The following is a 15,473-nucleotide window of genomic DNA, read 5'->3' as shown; positions in this document are numbered from 1 at the left end:
CCGCCACACACCTCATAAACTATAAAAATGAATGTTAAAAGGATACTTGTATGCAATATACAACATTGCCCCAAATCGATGAAAAAGTGTCAAAAATCTGTCTTGGTACCATGACATGGGGTCAGCAAAACACAGAAACTGATGCCCATGCACAAATGGATATGGCACTCTCTGAAGGCGTGAATTTTTGGGATACCGCTGAGATGTATCCTTCGCCACCGGACAAGGACAAGCAAGGTGATACCGAGCGCTTCATGGGTACCTGGTTCAATAAAACCAAACAGCGTGACAAAGTCGTTCTTGCGAGCAAAATATCACCAATGGACTTTTTGCGTGATGGTCAAACGCGCTTTAATGCTGAGCACATCAGTAGCGCTATCGATGACAATTTAGAACGTTTGCAAACTGACTATATTGATATTTACCAGCTACACTGGCCTGAACGTCAAGCCAACTTTTTTAGTCAACGCGGTTATACCGAAGCGATGGCGGCCCAATCGCTAGACGATTTAACGCCTTTTTTAGACACCATACAGGCATTAAACGATGAAATTAAAAAAGGTCGTATTCGTGCTTATGGATTGTCAAATGACACAGCTTGGGGTCTGATGCGCTATCTTTGGGAAGCGGATAAAAATGGCCTCATCGCCCCCCTTACCGTTCAAAATCCTTACAGTTTACTAAACCGTTTATATGAAGTTGGCATGGCTGAAATAGCTCATCGCGAAAACGTTGGACTACTGGCTTATTCGCCACTTGGATTTGGCGTTCTGTCTGGTAAATACTTGGGCGGTAAACGCCCCGCTGGCGCCCGTCTTACCATGTACGATCGCTTTGCCCGTTATACCAACGATCAAGCCGTATCAGCCACTGAGCAGTATGCGAAAATTGCCGCAGATGCTGGTTTGGATATGGCGCAAATGGCATTGGCCTTCGTCAACTCACGTCACTTTGTGACCAGCAATATCATTGGTGCAACGACGACGGAACAGCTCAAATCCAACATCGATAGTATCAATGTCACCTTAACGCCAGACGTGTTAGATGCGATTGAAGCGGTACATGCTAAGCATCCTAACCCGTCTCCATAGGCTAATATAGTTGAAAAATTCTAAAGTCGCTACCGTATTGCTGGTGTAAATTTTTTGCCGTCTCTGTCTGCGAAGGCACAGCAAGCAAGAAAAATTTGTACCAGCAGTACGTGTTGTAGCGATATTACTTTTCACTAACTATATTTCCCTGTAGAACTTTTAATTTTGAATTGGTTGTAATAAAAAAGGCGCAAACCGCGAGTATCATTACTGCGAGTTGCGCCTTTTTATTGTCTATTTTTGAATCAAAAAAGACTCTACACGTTCGACTCTGTTGTTAATACCCGAGAATGCAACTCTGCCAATCCTTCTTGCATACGCGCTTGTAGCAAATTGGTCAGTTGGCTTTTGTTCAGACCTTTGGGGTCTATTGGCTCAAGTGGTAACACATAAGCGGTGACGTCTTTACTATCAAGCACTTTTTTCAGGCTCTGCTTCATGGTCAGCTTGCCATAATAAGGCAGCGCATCACTCAACGTGCCGTCTTGATTCACATAAGCAATCACAAGCGGACGCACAGGCACATCAGCATCAATGGCTGCTTGTAGCAAAGTCCCATGAATCCGTTTTATTTTTTTACCATCGGTCGTGGTAGCTTCTGGGAAGAAAATGACTGAAAACCCTTCGGTTAAAAAGCTAGCAATTTGCGTCGCAACCGAACCTGCATCACCAGAACCACGCTCAATAAACACGGTGCCAGCCGCTTGAGCGAGTTTACCAAAGACAGGCCACTCTCCAATTTCCGCTTTGGATAAGAAAAAGGCAGGGCTTAGCGTCCCCACTACTGGTATATCCATCCATGACACATGGTTAGATACCCACAGCCCATGATGCTGCTCTACCCGCTCAATGGCAACGACCTTTACACCAAACGAACCTGCCATTTTGCGACAAAAGGTTTGAATATAGCGTGGTAGCGTTTCGCGTGGTGGCTGTTTAAATGCTCCAATGCGTTGGGCGGCGCGTAGTCCACCAGCGATAGTCGTGGTCATGCCTGCAATTTGTTTGCCGCGACCCAATTGCTGTTTGAGTGAAAAGCCTGACTTAGATTGACTCATCTGTGCCCCTCGTGGTTAAAAAACTTGTGATTATATATCTAAAACGAGCGCCATGAGTATAACAAAATTCGCTAAGTCAGTGATGATTTGTGCACTGAATTATCAACTGCTTTAGTGAATACTGCTTCTGTCAATATAACTAGGCTGCCCTTCTTCCTTCAATACTTATTTTATTGTCGATAAAAATACCAAGAAGATAATCAACCTCTCCGATGACAAAGCATTCGCTTATCAACTCTGTAACATAAAATCATCACTAATTGTCTCAATACGCTTTAATATCAATCAATAAGACCACATATAAACAACTATCTGAACGCTGCGTAACTACTTTGATGCATGGATTGTTGACTTGATAGAATGAGAAATCTCATTCTTTTTAGCACTATATTATCAGGCACTCGTATCGTGGCGATTTATTTACTTTATTGATAGGTGATACTCTTTGGAATATTTTGAAAGACATGAAGGTGGCGAGCGCGCCATTATCGTACATTTAGACATTCGTCAGATTCAAGATCCTGATGATTTGAGTGAATTTGAGTTATTGGCAGACTCAGCGGGTGCTGATCGTTTGGCGCTAGTTACAGGCTCACGTCAAAAACCTGATGCCAAATACTTTGTTGGTAGCGGTAAAGCAGAAGAAATCGCAGAATTGGTTCGTGAGCATGATGCTGATATCGTTCTTTTTAATCATAGCTTATCGCCTTCTCAAGAGCGTAATATTGAAGCGCTGGTTAAGTGCCGTGTCCTTGATCGTACTGGTTTGATTTTAGATATTTTTGCTCAGCGTGCTCGCACCTATGAAGGTAAGCTACAGGTAGAACTCGCTCAGCTCAATCACTTATCGACCCGTTTGGTACGTGGTTGGACGCATTTGGAACGTCAAAAAGGTGGTATCGGCTTACGTGGACCGGGTGAGACTCAGCTTGAGACGGATCGCCGCTTGCTACAGACTCGCGTCAATCAGTTAAAAAGTAAGTTAGAAAAGGTGCGTCAAACACGCGCCCAAGGCAGAGCGCGTCGCCAGAAATCTGATGTCCCAACCATTTCGCTTGTGGGCTATACCAATGCGGGCAAATCGACTCTATTTAACCGCTTAGTTGATGAAAACATTTATGCAGCTGATAAGCTATTTGCCACGCTCGATCCCACGTTACGCCGCTTAGATTGGCAAGGGGTTGGCCGAGTCGTTTTGGTAGATACCGTTGGTTTTGTCCGTCACCTGCCACATGAGTTGGTCGAATCTTTTCATGCCACGCTAGAAGAGACGCTAGAAGCGGACTTATTGTTGCATGTGATTGATTCCTCAAGTGAGGATATGCATGAACAAATTCAGGCAGTAAAAGACGTATTGGCTGAAATTGACAATGATGTACCAGTGCTCAATGTTTATAACAAAATTGATTTGACTGATGAGCCTGCGCATATTGGTTATGCGAGTGAAGGTAAACCCAATCGCGTTTATGTGTCTTCTAGAGAAAATCTCGGTATGGAAGGTTTAACACTTGCCGTTCAGCAGCTGCTGACTGGTAAATTAACGACCTTTGATTTGACATTACCTTATAGTGCGGGTCACTTCAAAAATACCTTATATGAGCTGGGCGTTATCTTGGAGGAGAGCTACGATGACAATGGTCACGAATGCTTGACCATTCGTTTGCCAAGCGAGCGCTTACGACAGCTGCTCGGGCAAGCCAATTTAGATCCTCTAGAGGTATTGCCACTAGCGCAAGCAACCTTGCTCATGCCAGTACTTGAAGAGTTCGAAAAATCTGATGACGAGGAAGAGCAGACGCTGACGGAAGCAGAAGAAAAGGCTTTTGATGAATTTAATTCGCTAAATGCCATTACTGCGAACGCAGACGACACTGTTGCAAAGACATCATCTCTTACTGATTCTCAGAGTTGAGTCATCATGTGTTAAATAGTGCTCATTACGCAAGATAGTAGCCGCGTATAGACGATATCATTTGATATCGTCTTTTTTATTTTGCTGTTTTTATATGTCATAGCGCCTTTAGTTTTTATGCCGTTTTTAAAGCAATCCATGACGCTGTTTTCTTATAGCCTTTATTAGTCTGTCCGCTCTCTATATAATCGTTTGTAATTGGCTCAATAACGCTTGATTCATTGGGCGCATTGCTTTGCTCATAGGCGCTTATACTGAATCGCTCACATACGCTATTCATCTCTGACTTGGTCAAAATTTTTATGAAGTCTACTTCCTCCTCCCATTTACCTTTATGGTTAGCTATCATAATCACACTAGCAATGGTCATCTGCGTTCGTGAGTCGGCAGTGATTATTTGTCAGTGGGCAGGTATCGAAAAGGCGGCCAATATTGTCGGCTTGATCACCATGTTTGTCATTTTAATCACATGGCGATTGCTCAAAGGACTGCCTAGCTGGTTGACGCATGCCAGTAATACGTTGCTTGTTGATAGCGGCTTCGCTTTCTTGCCAGTTTCTGCGGGAGCAGGACTATTGCTATTTGCCTTAGGAGATGAGCTGTGGGGCGTGATGCTCACGATAATTATCAGTACCTTGATTCCTCTTTGGGGCTTGGCCATACTTGCCAATCGATGGTTAAACCATAAAAACGATGTGGATAGCACCACTATCGATCCGCAAAAGGGACAGCTGTGAGCTGCAAGGAGATGTCATGATTACTGATAACGTATTGCTAACTACCCTTGTCGCCATATTACTAACCTTGGCGGCTCATGTGATTGCTCGAGTATTGGCACGCAAGCTGTCATGGTTGCCGATGGTCATTACGGCCCTTGTATTGGTTCTTGTGTTCTTGTTTTTATTGCAGTGGGATTACAATCATTACTATAGCGCTGCCAAGCCTGTATTTGACCACCTGTTAGGATATGTCACTGTATTACTAGCGGTCCCTCTGGCAGCGATGAATTTTAAAGGCTTACCGATTAAAAAGCTCACGCTGACCGTTGTGCTTGCAAGTGCTGTTGGTGCTTTATTGCCCATGTCATTGGCATACCTCATGTCATTGAACCACGACACTATATTGGCCTTTGCCACGCGCTCAGTGACCACGCCCATCGGTTTGAGTGTGGCAGATTTGATCCGAGCACCATTGCCAATGGCAAACTTGATCATCATTGTGTCAGGACTACTTGGTGGTACTTTAGCGCGTTTTTTATTCCGTGGTATCGATGATGATCGAGCCAAAGGGTTGGCACTTGGATTGGCCGCCCATGCGTTTGGCACGGTAGAAGCATGGCAAATTAGCCATACTGCTGGACGCTATGCTGCCTTTGGATTGGCAGTAAATGGTTTGGTGACGGCGGTTTGGGTGCCAATTTTTGTTGGAGCACTTAGCGTTTAAGTAGATGGGTAATTTTGAGTCCTCTGGTTTATATTTTTCAGGCTTAGTGTACAACCGACCTCTCTTATCTCAATATCATCTTGATTTGTTTATTATTATTTAACAGACAGTATTTATATTTCGCGCTTATTTTGACAATCAAATGTGTTGAAAAGTTATTATATGTTATAGTAAGCCACTATTATTTTTTGTATCTATCGCAAGTGGTTTTTAGTTAGACGTGATTTTTGTTAGGTGGCTATAGGCCCTATAGCTGCAAAATCCTACAAACATAATGACCGCTTAAATGCGCAAAAAAACACGCCTATAAGCAAAGATATTTGCTATTACTCTATAAAAAGTGATGACCCTATGATAAATATTGCAACCTTAGTTAATCGCTGCTTACCTCCTGCTTTATTCACGACGCTCCTTTTATCTGGTTTTCCTATTGCCGCCCAAGCGGGCAATATGTATATCTATAAAGACAAAGGTGGACAAGTTCTCCTTACCAACGTCAACCCAAGTGGTAATTTTGATAAATTCACGAAAAAAGTAAAGGTCACTTACTACAAAGATTCTAAGATGTATGACGGCACTAATAGTGGCAATGATTATGGTAGCAGTGCTGCCAGTAATAGCAGTAGCCGTAATGCATATGACAGTTATATTCGCGCTTCTGCTGAGCGAAATGGGGTAGATCCTGCACTCATGAAAGCCATGATGCATACAGAATCAGCGTTTAATCCGAATGCCCGCTCACCTGTAGGGGCACAAGGACTTATGCAATTGATGCCTGCCACTGCTCGTCGTTTTAATGTAAGCAATCCGTGGAATCCAGCTGACAATATCGAAGGCTCTGCTAAGTATATCGCATGGCTTATGCGCCGCTTCAATAACAATGTCGAACACGCTGTGGCTGGCTATAATGCTGGTGAAGGCAATGTCGATAAATACGGTGGTATTCCTCCTTTTAAAGAGACTCGTAATTATGTCCAAAGAGTGATGAGTCGCTACCATAGCTTATATAAAAATGATGCAGGGCTTTCTGGTGGTAGCATGAGTGCTAGCAATCAGACAACCAATAGAACGATGAATGACGGTCTACAGAATGTTAGCTACGGAACCACTAGTAACATCAATAGTGCCAGTTATACCAATTCAGCTTATGCCGCCCTACGCTAAACTCAAATCTGAATTTAAAATTCGAACATAAAAAAGCCCGTTAATGAATTAACGGGCTTTTTACTTATTTTACTGAGCAGCTTTATCTTGTAGATATAACCTGAAAAATAAAGCCAAACCGTGAATGTCAAATAAATGGTATTCAACATTCATGGTTATTTTTAGTAAAATTAAGACTTATTTGTTAGCAGCCTGAGTAGCAGCAACTTCAGCAGCGAAGTCTTCTTGCTTCTTCTCGATGCCTTCGCCAACTTCTAGACGTTTGAAACCAAGTACTTTTACGCCTTCAGCTTTTAGGACATCACCAACTTTTTTCTCGTTGTCCATGACGTATGGCTGACGTAGAAGAGTCACTTCTTCTAGGTATTTACGTAGACCACCTTCAATCATTTTTTCAACGATGTTGTCAGGCTTGCCAGACTCTTTTGCTTTGGCTTCGATGATGTCTTTTTCGCGTGCTAGTAGGTCAGCCGCAACGTCTTCATCAGCAACTGCAACAGGATTGAACGCAGCGATATGCATTGCAAGGTTCTTACCAGTGTCAGCGTCGCCACCTTCATAAGAAACGACCACACCAATGCGTAGGCCGTGACGATATGAAGCAATGTTAGCGCCTTCTAATGTTTCAACACGGCGAATCTGAATGTTCTCACCGATTTTTTGTACCAATGATACACGTGCTTCTTCAACTGTTTGACCATCGCCATAAGGCAATTCAGAGATAGCAGCAACATTAGTGACGTTGTTTTCTAATGCAAGGTTGGCTACTTTTTCTGCAAATGCAGTAAAGCTGTCGTCTTTTGCAACGAAGTCAGTTTGGCAGTTAACTTCTAATAAGAAGGCTTTGTTATCACCTTGAGCGATGATGATAGCGCCATCAGCTGCGATGTTACCTGCTTTTTTAGCTGCTTTTGCTTGACCAGATTTACGTAGGTTATCAATGGCTACTTCAACATCACCATTTGACTCTTCTAACGCTTTTTTACATTCCATCATGCCAAGACCAGTACGGTCACGCAATTCTTTTACCATTTTGGCAGATACTTTTACTTCTGACATAAGAGTTACCTCAGTATTGTTATGTATGGGAGTGCTTAACTTATACTTAATATGTTTGCTGTCTATCAATAAGAAGGCATGACGAGTAAAACTACATCATGCCTATTATAAGCTTACTTATACGCTGTTAATAACCTGCTATGAATAGTGACAAATAAATCATCAAACTATCCTGACAAAGTTAAACCCTTTGGGTCAGCTATTTATTCTGCTGGAGTTGCAGCTTCTTCAGCGTCAACTGATGCTTCTTCAGTAGCAGGCTCTTGCTCAGCTTTACCGCCAGCTTGAGTTTGTGCATATTCTTTACCAGCAATGATTGCATCAGCCATAGAAGTTACATATAGAGATACAGCACGGATTGCATCGTCGTTAGCTGGAATGATGTAATCAACGTTGTCTGGGCTTGAGTTTGTATCAACGATACCGATAACTGGGATACCCAAGTTCTTAGCTTCTTTGATAGCGATCGCTTCGTGATCTACGTCTACAACGAAGATAGCGTCAGGTAGGCCGCCCATGTCTTTGATACCGCCCAATGAACGCTCAAGTTTTTCCATGTCACGAGTACGCTCTAATGCTTCACGCTTAGTCAGCTTAGCAAAAGTACCGTCTTCTGATTGCTTTTCAAGTTCTTTTAGACGGTTGATTGACTGGCGTAGTGTTTTCCAGTTAGTCAACATACCACCTAACCAGCGATGGTCAACGTATGGCATGCCAGCACGAGTCGCTTGCTCACGAACGATGCCGCTTGCAGCGCGCTTAGTACCAACGAACAATACTTTGTTTTTCTTAGCCGCTAAGCCATTTACGTAAGTCAATGCTTCGTTAAATGCTTTTACAGTGTGCTCTAGGTTGATGATGTGAATCTTGTTACGGGCACCAAAAATATATGGACCCATTTTTGGATTCCAAAAACGTGTTTGGTGACCAAAGTGAGCGCCAGCTTGTAGTAGGTCGCGCATTTCGATTTTGGTTGGATTCTTTGTAGCCATGTTAAAATGTCCTATTGATTGGGTTATGCCTCCACATCACAAAAACTGCCTATCTAGCGACACGCATCTGCCAATAGTGAGTGCTCGTTGAGACCACACTACCCTGTTGCAAATTAATCAAGTCGCCAAACACCCAGCAATTTTTTGCCATGATGTGTGTGTCATTGGTTGGTTTAAAAAAAAGCTATTGTCTGATCTAAGAAAAACTTAAATCCAAACGATAAAAAGAGTGATGAAAATAGCTGTGCCGTATTTTATCATACAATTCATTAAAATCTCCAGCAGTTTATCGTTGTTACCTGATACAGATAAACCCAAGATATAAAGAGATTAAATGACAAAAAGCGACACAGAGTGTGTCGCTTTTTTGTTTCGCCATTCACGTTTAACTGGCTCAAATTTAATCAATTTATTCAGACAATCTGATTTTTAGAAAGTAGAGCGCTGGATTTAGATTAGGCAATACAGATCCCAATCATGGCCTTGTAATTACGCCAAGTGAATGGGGTAATATAGCTTTGACGGTCTTTTGGTAGATAAGACACGCTAGGAGCACCTTCAACGATGTGCGGCGGTGAAATAATAAACTCTGACCCAAATTCAGTACGAGCATTACCAGAAATAGTATTGGCCATCTCACCCAGCAAATCTTTCATCATCGTGATAGAAGAATCCGGCTCTTCCATCACTTTTATTACCTCTCGTAACATGACGCTAGGCGCACTCACATACACACAGCCCTCAAGAGGGCCTGAGATCTTAATAACACCGCTATAATCATAGCCTACAGCGCTCTTATTATGGCTTAGATACGGTGTATCAATATCCACTTCTGAGCCATCAATCTGTACAAAAAATGCGTTAATTGAGCTTAAAAACACGCCCAGCTTTTCTATTTTAACCATAATATATTAATATCCATCTTTATTACGCGGCAGGACAGTTAGTCCTGCAAACAAACTACGATCTCGCCAACTTGAGCATGCCAAGTGATGGGAATAATAAAAGAGCGCTCGTCATTCGGCAATACGATACTTTGCGGAGAACCTTTAAACACGAATGGTACAGAAATATGAAACTCTGAACCGAATTCTTTGCGTGCATTTCCTGCAATCGTATTGGCAACTTCACCTGCCAAATCTATATAGTTCTCTTCACTTTTATCGGTTTCACCCATATTGTCTAATATAGAAGACAATAACTGGTGAGTGGCCGAAAAATATACCACGCCTTTTTGTCCACCAGATATACCAATCACTCCAGTATAGTCATGAACTTTTGGCTGTTTATTCTCTAATAAATATGGGGTATCAGCGACAAGCTCCTCTCCCCCAAACTGATTAAAATAATTGCTAATAATGCTTAAAAAAATCTGTAGTTTTTGTTCTTTCATAATGACATCTACTTAGGTCGTTGAATGGTATTAGTCTTGCATCAGCTCGTACAAAGCTTCCACAAGCTCTTCCTCTGAAAATGGCTTACATAAGAACCCACTTGCACCCAACGACAACGCCTCAATACCTGTGGCTTTATCAGACAACGCTGATACCACTAAAATACGGACATCAGGATCAATCGAGATGATTTTTTCAATACATTCAAGACCATCCATTTGTGGCATGGTCAAGTCCATAGTGATCACATCAGGACGATGTATATTAAACTTTTCAATGGCTTGAACACCGCTAGTAGCCGTAGCAACCAACATAAAATTTCCTGAATCGTATGCGCGCTGAATACGATTTCTGATAATGTTCGAATCATCAACAATCATTAACTTATGCATAACTTATCTATTACCTTTAATAAAGTGCTTGTCGTCCTTGACAATATCCTTGCTATTTTTGATTAAGCTTTAGGTAAAGTAATGACAAACCGTGTCATCTGACCCAGTTCACTATTTACATTAAGCTTGCCATTATACTCTTTTACTTTTGCTTTGATGATGTCAAGACCAACGCCGCGGCCGCCATCTTCATCTGCATGCTCTTTGGTAGAAAAACCTGAAGAAAACAGTTGCTTCAATAGATCATTTTGGCTGAGCTGACTTGCCTCTTCTGTACTAAAGCGACCTTCTTTGCTCAGTTTGGTACGGATACCGTCATAATCAATACCTTGACCATCATCTTGTACCACTAGTAAAACGTCTGAACCGCTGTCTTTTACTTCTACATCGATTGTCCCTACGGCATCTTTACCTGTTGAATGACGGACGCTTGGTGCTTCAATACCATGAACTACCGCATTGCGTAGTAACTGAATACTGATCTCTTTGATCGGCTTAACCAGATGGTCTGGTATGTTCGCTTGCGTCAAAGTATCGCTTTTCAGTTGGACTTGCTTGCCTTGTCTTGCTGCGATATCTTTTGCAAACTCTTTATAAAAAGATAATTGATCATCTTTCTCATCGTCCAAATCAATACTCTGCCCATGATCAGCGTTTATGTTACTGATGGTATGGTTCTCAGTGCTACTGGTTTTTGCAAAGCTATCGCTGACCGGCGCTGATGCACCTGCCGTTGCAGGCTTTACACTTGGCGGTGCTGAGCGGTTAATACGTTCACCCAAAGTAGCAATGGTATTTGACAGGCTGAGCAAGTCATCCAAATGTACAGCTAACGGTAAGAAATCATTGCCCGATAGCTGACCCTGATTCTGTAATGCATGCAGCTTGTCTTCTGCATCTGAAGCAATCTTAGTAAAGCTATGCAGCTTTAACGCCGAAGCCTCGCCTTTTAAGCTATGCATTTCACGGTAGATGGCTTTTAACTTACCTTCTAATTCGTATTGCGAGCTACCAGGGTTTTTCAAGATATTGTTCATCTTCTCGATATGCGTTTGCGTGTTTGCAATAAACTCGTTAATAATTTTCGGGTTTACATTCAAGATGGTGGTCAACATCTCAATTTGCATGTCGTTTTCGGTACGTTCTTTTTCTAGACGCTGTTCTAGATAGACGGCATCTGATACGTCGTTCACGTTGACCAAAATACGCGCAATGTTTTTGTCATCGTAAACACGTGAGAACTTAAAGTCCAAGAAGCGATCGTTGAGTCCTTTATTATCAGAGGTATTGTGAAGCATAACTTTGTGCAAAGGATTGAGAGAGTCTACCAGCTTTTCTTTGACTCGTGGATTGTATAGCTGCTCAATAAATTGCTGTGTGGTCTTTAGATCTTTATCAGAGATACGGCCACGTAGGACATTGGTAAAGTTTTCTCCAGCCAATCTATCAGCACCAATAATATCGTTTAGTGCGCGAGAATGCTGTTGACCAATACGTAAGTCTTTATCAAGCAAGAATAGACCCGTATTTACCGTTTCCATAATTTCTTGAGTTTCGCGACGAGCAGCAAGCGCTTCAGCATCTGTTTCACGTAGGCGACGTACGAAGAAGAATACGAAGATCAAGAAGTAGGCAAAGATTGCGACAACACCTAGTGCCTGAATAAGACGAATGGTAGAGGCTTCACGCTCTGCACTATTGAACACGTCATCAGTAAGGTTATCTAAAGAATCGTTAATCAACAAACTTGAGGTTTTCGCTTGCTCAACCGCTTGTGTCAATGCGTCAGCAGAGGGAACCATAATGTTATCAGCATCTTTTAGATACGTCTGAATTTTAGGCTCTAATGCTTTCCATTGCTCATTAGCGGCAGCGATATTTGCCTGAGCATTGCTATCAATTTTTGGCAAATTATAAGTATTGCCGTTACTATCAGTGACCTTCCCGCCTTGCTCAATAGCAGCCATAGTGCTGGTAATAGACGTCGTGTTTTGCTCCAAACGCTCTAACACACGTTGTATGTGTGGGGACTTAGTATCCTCACCATAACTGGCATCTAGATCAAAAAGGTCTTTAATTACTGCCTGCGCGCTGTTAGCAACTTGGTTGGTTTGGTCAATTAACGCCGTGTTTCTTTCTAACAAACTGGACGTATAAAACGTAAACGCTAACAAAGCACCAATCAAAGATAGGAATAGTGCAATTGAAATAATCAGACCTTGATAGCGCTTATTGTCGATATTAGGTGTGGTTGCCATCTTTAGAATTCCTTAACTCAATTGCTTAGTAGTAGTCTCAGAAGTGCTCGTCTCAGAAGAAGTGTTTCCACCCAACCAGCGCCCTTCGATCTCTTTAAATGTTCCTTCATTTTTAAGCTTGGCAATACCTTCATTCACTTGATTGATAAGCTTCGTATTGCCTTTCGCCATCAATATAACTTGCTGCGCTGATGGATTATTTTCGTCTTCGTAAGGCACGATGACTACTTTGTGATCAGGATGATTGGCTGCCGTATATTGCAATAAAGGCAAATCTTGAACAATGGCATCGACTTTACCTTGGACAAGGTCTTCAAATAATAAAAAAGTGGTAACGGTAGTAGAGAGTTCACTATACCCGCCTGTTTCCTTTACTTGATCAACCTGTTTGGTGCCGTCCATACCAGCGACGTGCAACCCTTTCAAATCGCCCAAGCCATTGATGTTTAAGTTGCTTTTAGCATACATAACAGCAGAAGGGTTGAAGAAGTAAGAGTTTGAAAGACCGTATTTAGCAGCACGATCGTCTTTATATGAAATGCCTGAGATAGCCAAATCTCGACTACCTGATTCGACACTGTCGAACATGTTCTGCCAAGTTTCTTTATAAAACTCAACTTTGAACCCTTGTTCTTCGCCAATAGCACGGATTGAGTCAATATCAATACCCTGCATGTTGCCATAATCATCTTGGAACGAAAATGGAGGCATCGTACCTGTTGTAGCAACCTTGATGACTGGTGCGGTATCAGGCAATTTGCTAACAAAACTGTCTTTATTTTCTGTTGCTGATGTACCAGCTGTACTAGCGCTTTCTTGAGTGGGAGAGTTGCCACAGCCGAATAGGCCGACGCTCAACAAAATGGGTAACGCTCGATATAACTGCATCATAATCTATCCTTGAAACTTAACGTTGTTGTACCTATTGGTAAATGACAATCTAGCAAGGTTAAGTAATATCTCTACATGTTTACTTACAGAAAGTTACGTAGATAATACTTATCTAATTTTACTATTGCAATAATTATGTTCAGTTATTATGGATAATCCCCTAATAAAACAAAAGAAGCCAAGGTTTATATCCACTAAGTGATATTTTTTTAACAGACAGGTATTTAGAAAGGCGTTTGAGAGACGTAGAGGAATATAGAAACCATAAAAAAAGCATCCATACACTCACCATGCATGGATGCTTTTCTCATGGAAATAAGGATGTTTTATATCAATCGGTCTCATCGAGATTTAAATTACGGTCAATCTTCCAAACGAGGAATGTCCCTAAGCTCATCAATGCAAACATAGCAATACCAACCTTTAAAACAGGATTGACTGGGAATAGGTTTAACAATAAGCCGCCGAAAATACCGACAGAAAACATGAGTGAGCCTTGTAAGGCACTGGCCATACCAGCACGCCGCTTTTGAAAGGCCAATGCAATGGCAGAAGCATTCGGCTGGGTAAGACCCAATCCTGCAATACAAAAGAAAATACAAGCCAGTACCAAGGGCAGCCACGCGTCTGTACCCAATATCAGACCAATAGTAAACAGGACGCCAGCAGAAACAACCTGCATCATCGCGCCAAAGCGCAAGATACTTAAAATACGAAAACGGTTGGTAAGCCACTGGTTTAACTGAGTCAAACCAACAAACCCTGCCGCATTCATACCAAATAGCCAGCCAAAGTGTGTCGCTGAGACGCCATACGTGTCCATAATCAGCTCAGAAGCTGAGCTGATATAAACAAACATTGCGCCCATCAGCAAACCGCCTCCAATAGCTGGGTAGTTAAAAGTTGGATCTTTCAACAAATCCCAATACTGACTGAGCACTTCTTTGGCAGGACGCACATTGCGATTTTCTTCTGTTAAGGTCTCAAAAAAGAAAAACTTGGTCAGTAACAAATTAAGCGCACCAAAGGCGGCCAAAAACCAAAAAATAGAATGCCAGCTAAAAAATTTCAAAAACAGTGCACCAAGTGATGGGGCAAGTATGGGCGCTAAACCCATGACCAAAATCATAATAGAAAAAGCTTTGGCAGTTTGTTTGGCAGTCAAACGATCACGGATTGCTGCCCGTGTCACTACCGCACCCACACAAGCGCCAAGTGCTTGTGCCGTTCGCCCGACAAATAACACATATTCATTGTTTGTCGTGGCACAAATAACCGAGGCGATCACATACAAGGTCATACCGATATATAAAGGTTTGACGCGGCCAACCCGATCACTAAATGGCCCATAAAACAGCTGACCAAATACCAAACCCAAAAAATAAGCGGGCACAGAGTTGGCCATAAAAGCCGTTGACACGCCAAAATCATCACCCATAGACGGGAGCGCTGGCAGATACATATCGATAGATAAGGGTCCTACCGCTACGATAAGCCCAAGCATCATAATCCATGCAACAGGCAAATCAGCAGAGCGCACTCGTTCAGAAGCAATGGGTTTATTTGGTAGAGAGGATTTTGGAGCAGACATATTCAGACCATTTTATATAGGGTTAGTTTTATGATTTATGCGTTCTTTATTCACCGTTTTTTATTTATTATTTTGACAAGCTTTATAAACAACCGCCCGCAATTATAAAGCACATTTACTGGTATCACCGTTACTTTTATATTAGTCAGCAGACATTTTTATATCGCATGGATTGCTTGTGTTTCGACAGACGGGATGGCATCAATCTGCCCTTCTCTCCTATTAGGC

At 42.1% G+C, this 15,473-nt stretch carries 15 protein-coding genes; 5 read left to right on the top strand and 10 right to left on the bottom strand.

The annotated features are described in order from the left end of the window. Positions 1-50 precede the first annotated feature (50 nt). Complete coding sequence (locus tag CZ794_RS13790; RefSeq protein WP_087042139.1) at positions 51-1,091, top strand: aldo/keto reductase; 1,041 nt, start codon at positions 51-53, stop codon at positions 1,089-1,091. A 257-nt stretch (positions 1,092-1,348) separates the two neighbouring features. On the opposite strand, the gene CZ794_RS13785 is transcribed toward CZ794_RS13790, so the two are convergent. Next, entirely contained in the window at positions 1,349-2,149 is an 801-nt protein-coding gene (locus tag CZ794_RS13785; protein ID WP_087042138.1) for a 1-acyl-sn-glycerol-3-phosphate acyltransferase, read from the bottom strand. A 445-nt stretch (positions 2,150-2,594) separates the two neighbouring features. On the opposite strand from CZ794_RS13785, the gene hflX reads away from it, so the two are divergent. Continuing rightward, the gene (gene hflX / locus CZ794_RS13780) at positions 2,595-4,061 is read left to right on the top strand and encodes a ribosome rescue GTPase HflX (RefSeq protein ID WP_087042137.1); all 1,467 of its coding nucleotides are present in this window, start codon (positions 2,595-2,597) and stop codon (positions 4,059-4,061) included. Positions 4,062-4,176: 115 nt separating this feature from the next. Here hflX and CZ794_RS14110 read toward each other — a convergent pair whose 3' ends face one another. Continuing rightward, a complete protein-coding gene (locus CZ794_RS14110; RefSeq protein ID WP_179207303.1) occupies positions 4,177-4,431 on the bottom strand; it encodes a hypothetical protein in 255 nt (84 codons plus the stop codon). Here CZ794_RS14110 and CZ794_RS13775 point away from each other — a divergent pair. The 3 genes from CZ794_RS13775 to CZ794_RS13765 all read left to right on the top strand — a co-directional run bounded on the left by CZ794_RS13775 (position 4,364) and on the right by CZ794_RS13765 (position 6,668). Beyond that, complete coding sequence (locus CZ794_RS13775; protein WP_087042136.1) at positions 4,364-4,798, top strand: CidA/LrgA family protein; 435 nt, start codon at positions 4,364-4,366, stop codon at positions 4,796-4,798. The two genes, CZ794_RS14110 and CZ794_RS13775, sit on opposite strands and share 68 nt — an antisense overlap. 16 nt (positions 4,799-4,814) lie before the next feature. Further along, positions 4,815-5,504 carry an LrgB family protein gene (locus CZ794_RS13770; protein WP_087042135.1) on the top strand — a complete coding sequence of 230 codons (690 nt, stop codon included), beginning with the start codon at positions 4,815-4,817 and terminating at the stop codon, positions 5,502-5,504. A 351-nt stretch (positions 5,505-5,855) separates the two neighbouring features. Next, on the top strand, positions 5,856-6,668 hold the full coding sequence (locus CZ794_RS13765; RefSeq protein ID WP_087042134.1) for a lytic transglycosylase domain-containing protein: 813 nt from the start codon (positions 5,856-5,858) through the stop codon (positions 6,666-6,668). A 177-nt stretch (positions 6,669-6,845) separates the two neighbouring features. Here the strand turns inward: CZ794_RS13765 and tsf are convergent, their stop codons facing one another. The 8 genes from tsf to CZ794_RS13725 form a co-directional block, all read right to left on the bottom strand. Continuing rightward, on the bottom strand, positions 6,846-7,727 hold the full coding sequence (gene tsf, locus CZ794_RS13760) for a translation elongation factor Ts (protein WP_087042133.1): 882 nt from the start codon (positions 7,725-7,727) through the stop codon (positions 6,846-6,848). Positions 7,728-7,930: 203 nt separating this feature from the next. Further along, positions 7,931-8,719, bottom strand: a complete 789-nt coding sequence (gene rpsB / locus CZ794_RS13755; RefSeq protein ID WP_087042132.1) for a 30S ribosomal protein S2 — start codon at positions 8,717-8,719, stop codon at positions 7,931-7,933. Between the two features lie 455 nt (positions 8,720-9,174). Beyond that, the gene (locus tag CZ794_RS13750; RefSeq protein WP_087042131.1) at positions 9,175-9,624 is read right to left on the bottom strand and encodes a chemotaxis protein CheX; all 450 of its coding nucleotides are present in this window, start codon (positions 9,622-9,624) and stop codon (positions 9,175-9,177) included. Positions 9,625-9,662: 38 nt separating this feature from the next. Beyond that, positions 9,663-10,112, bottom strand: coding sequence for a chemotaxis protein CheX (locus tag CZ794_RS13745; RefSeq protein ID WP_087042130.1), 450 nt, complete (start codon positions 10,110-10,112; stop codon positions 9,663-9,665). A 30-nt stretch (positions 10,113-10,142) separates the two neighbouring features. Continuing rightward, entirely contained in the window at positions 10,143-10,493 is a 351-nt protein-coding gene (locus tag CZ794_RS13740; RefSeq protein WP_256959003.1) for a response regulator, read from the bottom strand. A gap of 74 nt (positions 10,494-10,567) precedes the next feature. Then, positions 10,568-12,763, bottom strand: a complete 2,196-nt coding sequence (locus CZ794_RS13735; RefSeq protein ID WP_087042128.1) for an ATP-binding protein — start codon at positions 12,761-12,763, stop codon at positions 10,568-10,570. A gap of 12 nt (positions 12,764-12,775) precedes the next feature. Further along, positions 12,776-13,654 (bottom strand): ABC transporter substrate-binding protein, encoded by an 879-nt coding sequence (locus tag CZ794_RS13730; protein WP_087042127.1) that lies wholly within the window; start codon positions 13,652-13,654, stop codon positions 12,776-12,778. Between the two features lie 331 nt (positions 13,655-13,985). Further along, entirely contained in the window at positions 13,986-15,245 is a 1,260-nt protein-coding gene (locus tag CZ794_RS13725; RefSeq protein WP_087042126.1) for a multidrug effflux MFS transporter, read from the bottom strand. Between the last annotated feature and the right edge of the window lie 228 nt (positions 15,246-15,473).

The sequence above is a fragment of the Psychrobacter sp. JB385 genome, assembly GCF_900163785.1.
Taxonomy (GTDB): domain Bacteria; phylum Pseudomonadota; class Gammaproteobacteria; order Pseudomonadales; family Moraxellaceae; genus Psychrobacter.
Note: the sequence above shows the minus strand (reverse complement) of the source record. Positions and strands in the feature narration are given on the sequence as shown.

What these genes read in the sequence shown, in the direction of transcription:
- CZ794_RS14110 (WP_179207303.1), bottom strand. Translation starts at nt 4,431, where the DNA reads ATGACCATTGCTAGTGTGATTATGATAGCTAACCATAAAGGTAAATGG.
- CZ794_RS13725 (WP_087042126.1), bottom strand. Translation starts at nt 15,245, where the DNA reads ATGTCTGCTCCAAAATCCTCTCTACCAAATAAACCCATTGCTTCTGAA.
- CZ794_RS13745 (WP_087042130.1), bottom strand. Translation starts at nt 10,112, where the DNA reads ATGAAAGAACAAAAACTACAGATTTTTTTAAGCATTATTAGCAATTAT.
- CZ794_RS13740 (WP_256959003.1), bottom strand. Translation starts at nt 10,493, where the DNA reads ATGATTGTTGATGATTCGAACATTATCAGAAATCGTATTCAGCGCGCA.
- CZ794_RS13770 (WP_087042135.1), top strand. Translation starts at nt 4,815, where the DNA reads ATGATTACTGATAACGTATTGCTAACTACCCTTGTCGCCATATTACTA.
- CZ794_RS13730 (WP_087042127.1), bottom strand. Translation starts at nt 13,654, where the DNA reads ATGATGCAGTTATATCGAGCGTTACCCATTTTGTTGAGCGTCGGCCTA.
- CZ794_RS13785 (WP_087042138.1), bottom strand. Translation starts at nt 2,149, where the DNA reads ATGAGTCAATCTAAGTCAGGCTTTTCACTCAAACAGCAATTGGGTCGC.
- rpsB (WP_087042132.1), bottom strand. Translation starts at nt 8,719, where the DNA reads ATGGCTACAAAGAATCCAACCAAAATCGAAATGCGCGACCTACTACAA.
- CZ794_RS13765 (WP_087042134.1), top strand. Translation starts at nt 5,856, where the DNA reads ATGATAAATATTGCAACCTTAGTTAATCGCTGCTTACCTCCTGCTTTA.
- CZ794_RS13735 (WP_087042128.1), bottom strand. Translation starts at nt 12,763, where the DNA reads ATGGCAACCACACCTAATATCGACAATAAGCGCTATCAAGGTCTGATT.
- CZ794_RS13775 (WP_087042136.1), top strand. Translation starts at nt 4,364, where the DNA reads ATGAAGTCTACTTCCTCCTCCCATTTACCTTTATGGTTAGCTATCATA.
- CZ794_RS13750 (WP_087042131.1), bottom strand. Translation starts at nt 9,624, where the DNA reads ATGGTTAAAATAGAAAAGCTGGGCGTGTTTTTAAGCTCAATTAACGCA.
- CZ794_RS13790 (WP_087042139.1), top strand. Translation starts at nt 51, where the DNA reads ATGCAATATACAACATTGCCCCAAATCGATGAAAAAGTGTCAAAAATC.
- tsf (WP_087042133.1), bottom strand. Translation starts at nt 7,727, where the DNA reads ATGTCAGAAGTAAAAGTATCTGCCAAAATGGTAAAAGAATTGCGTGAC.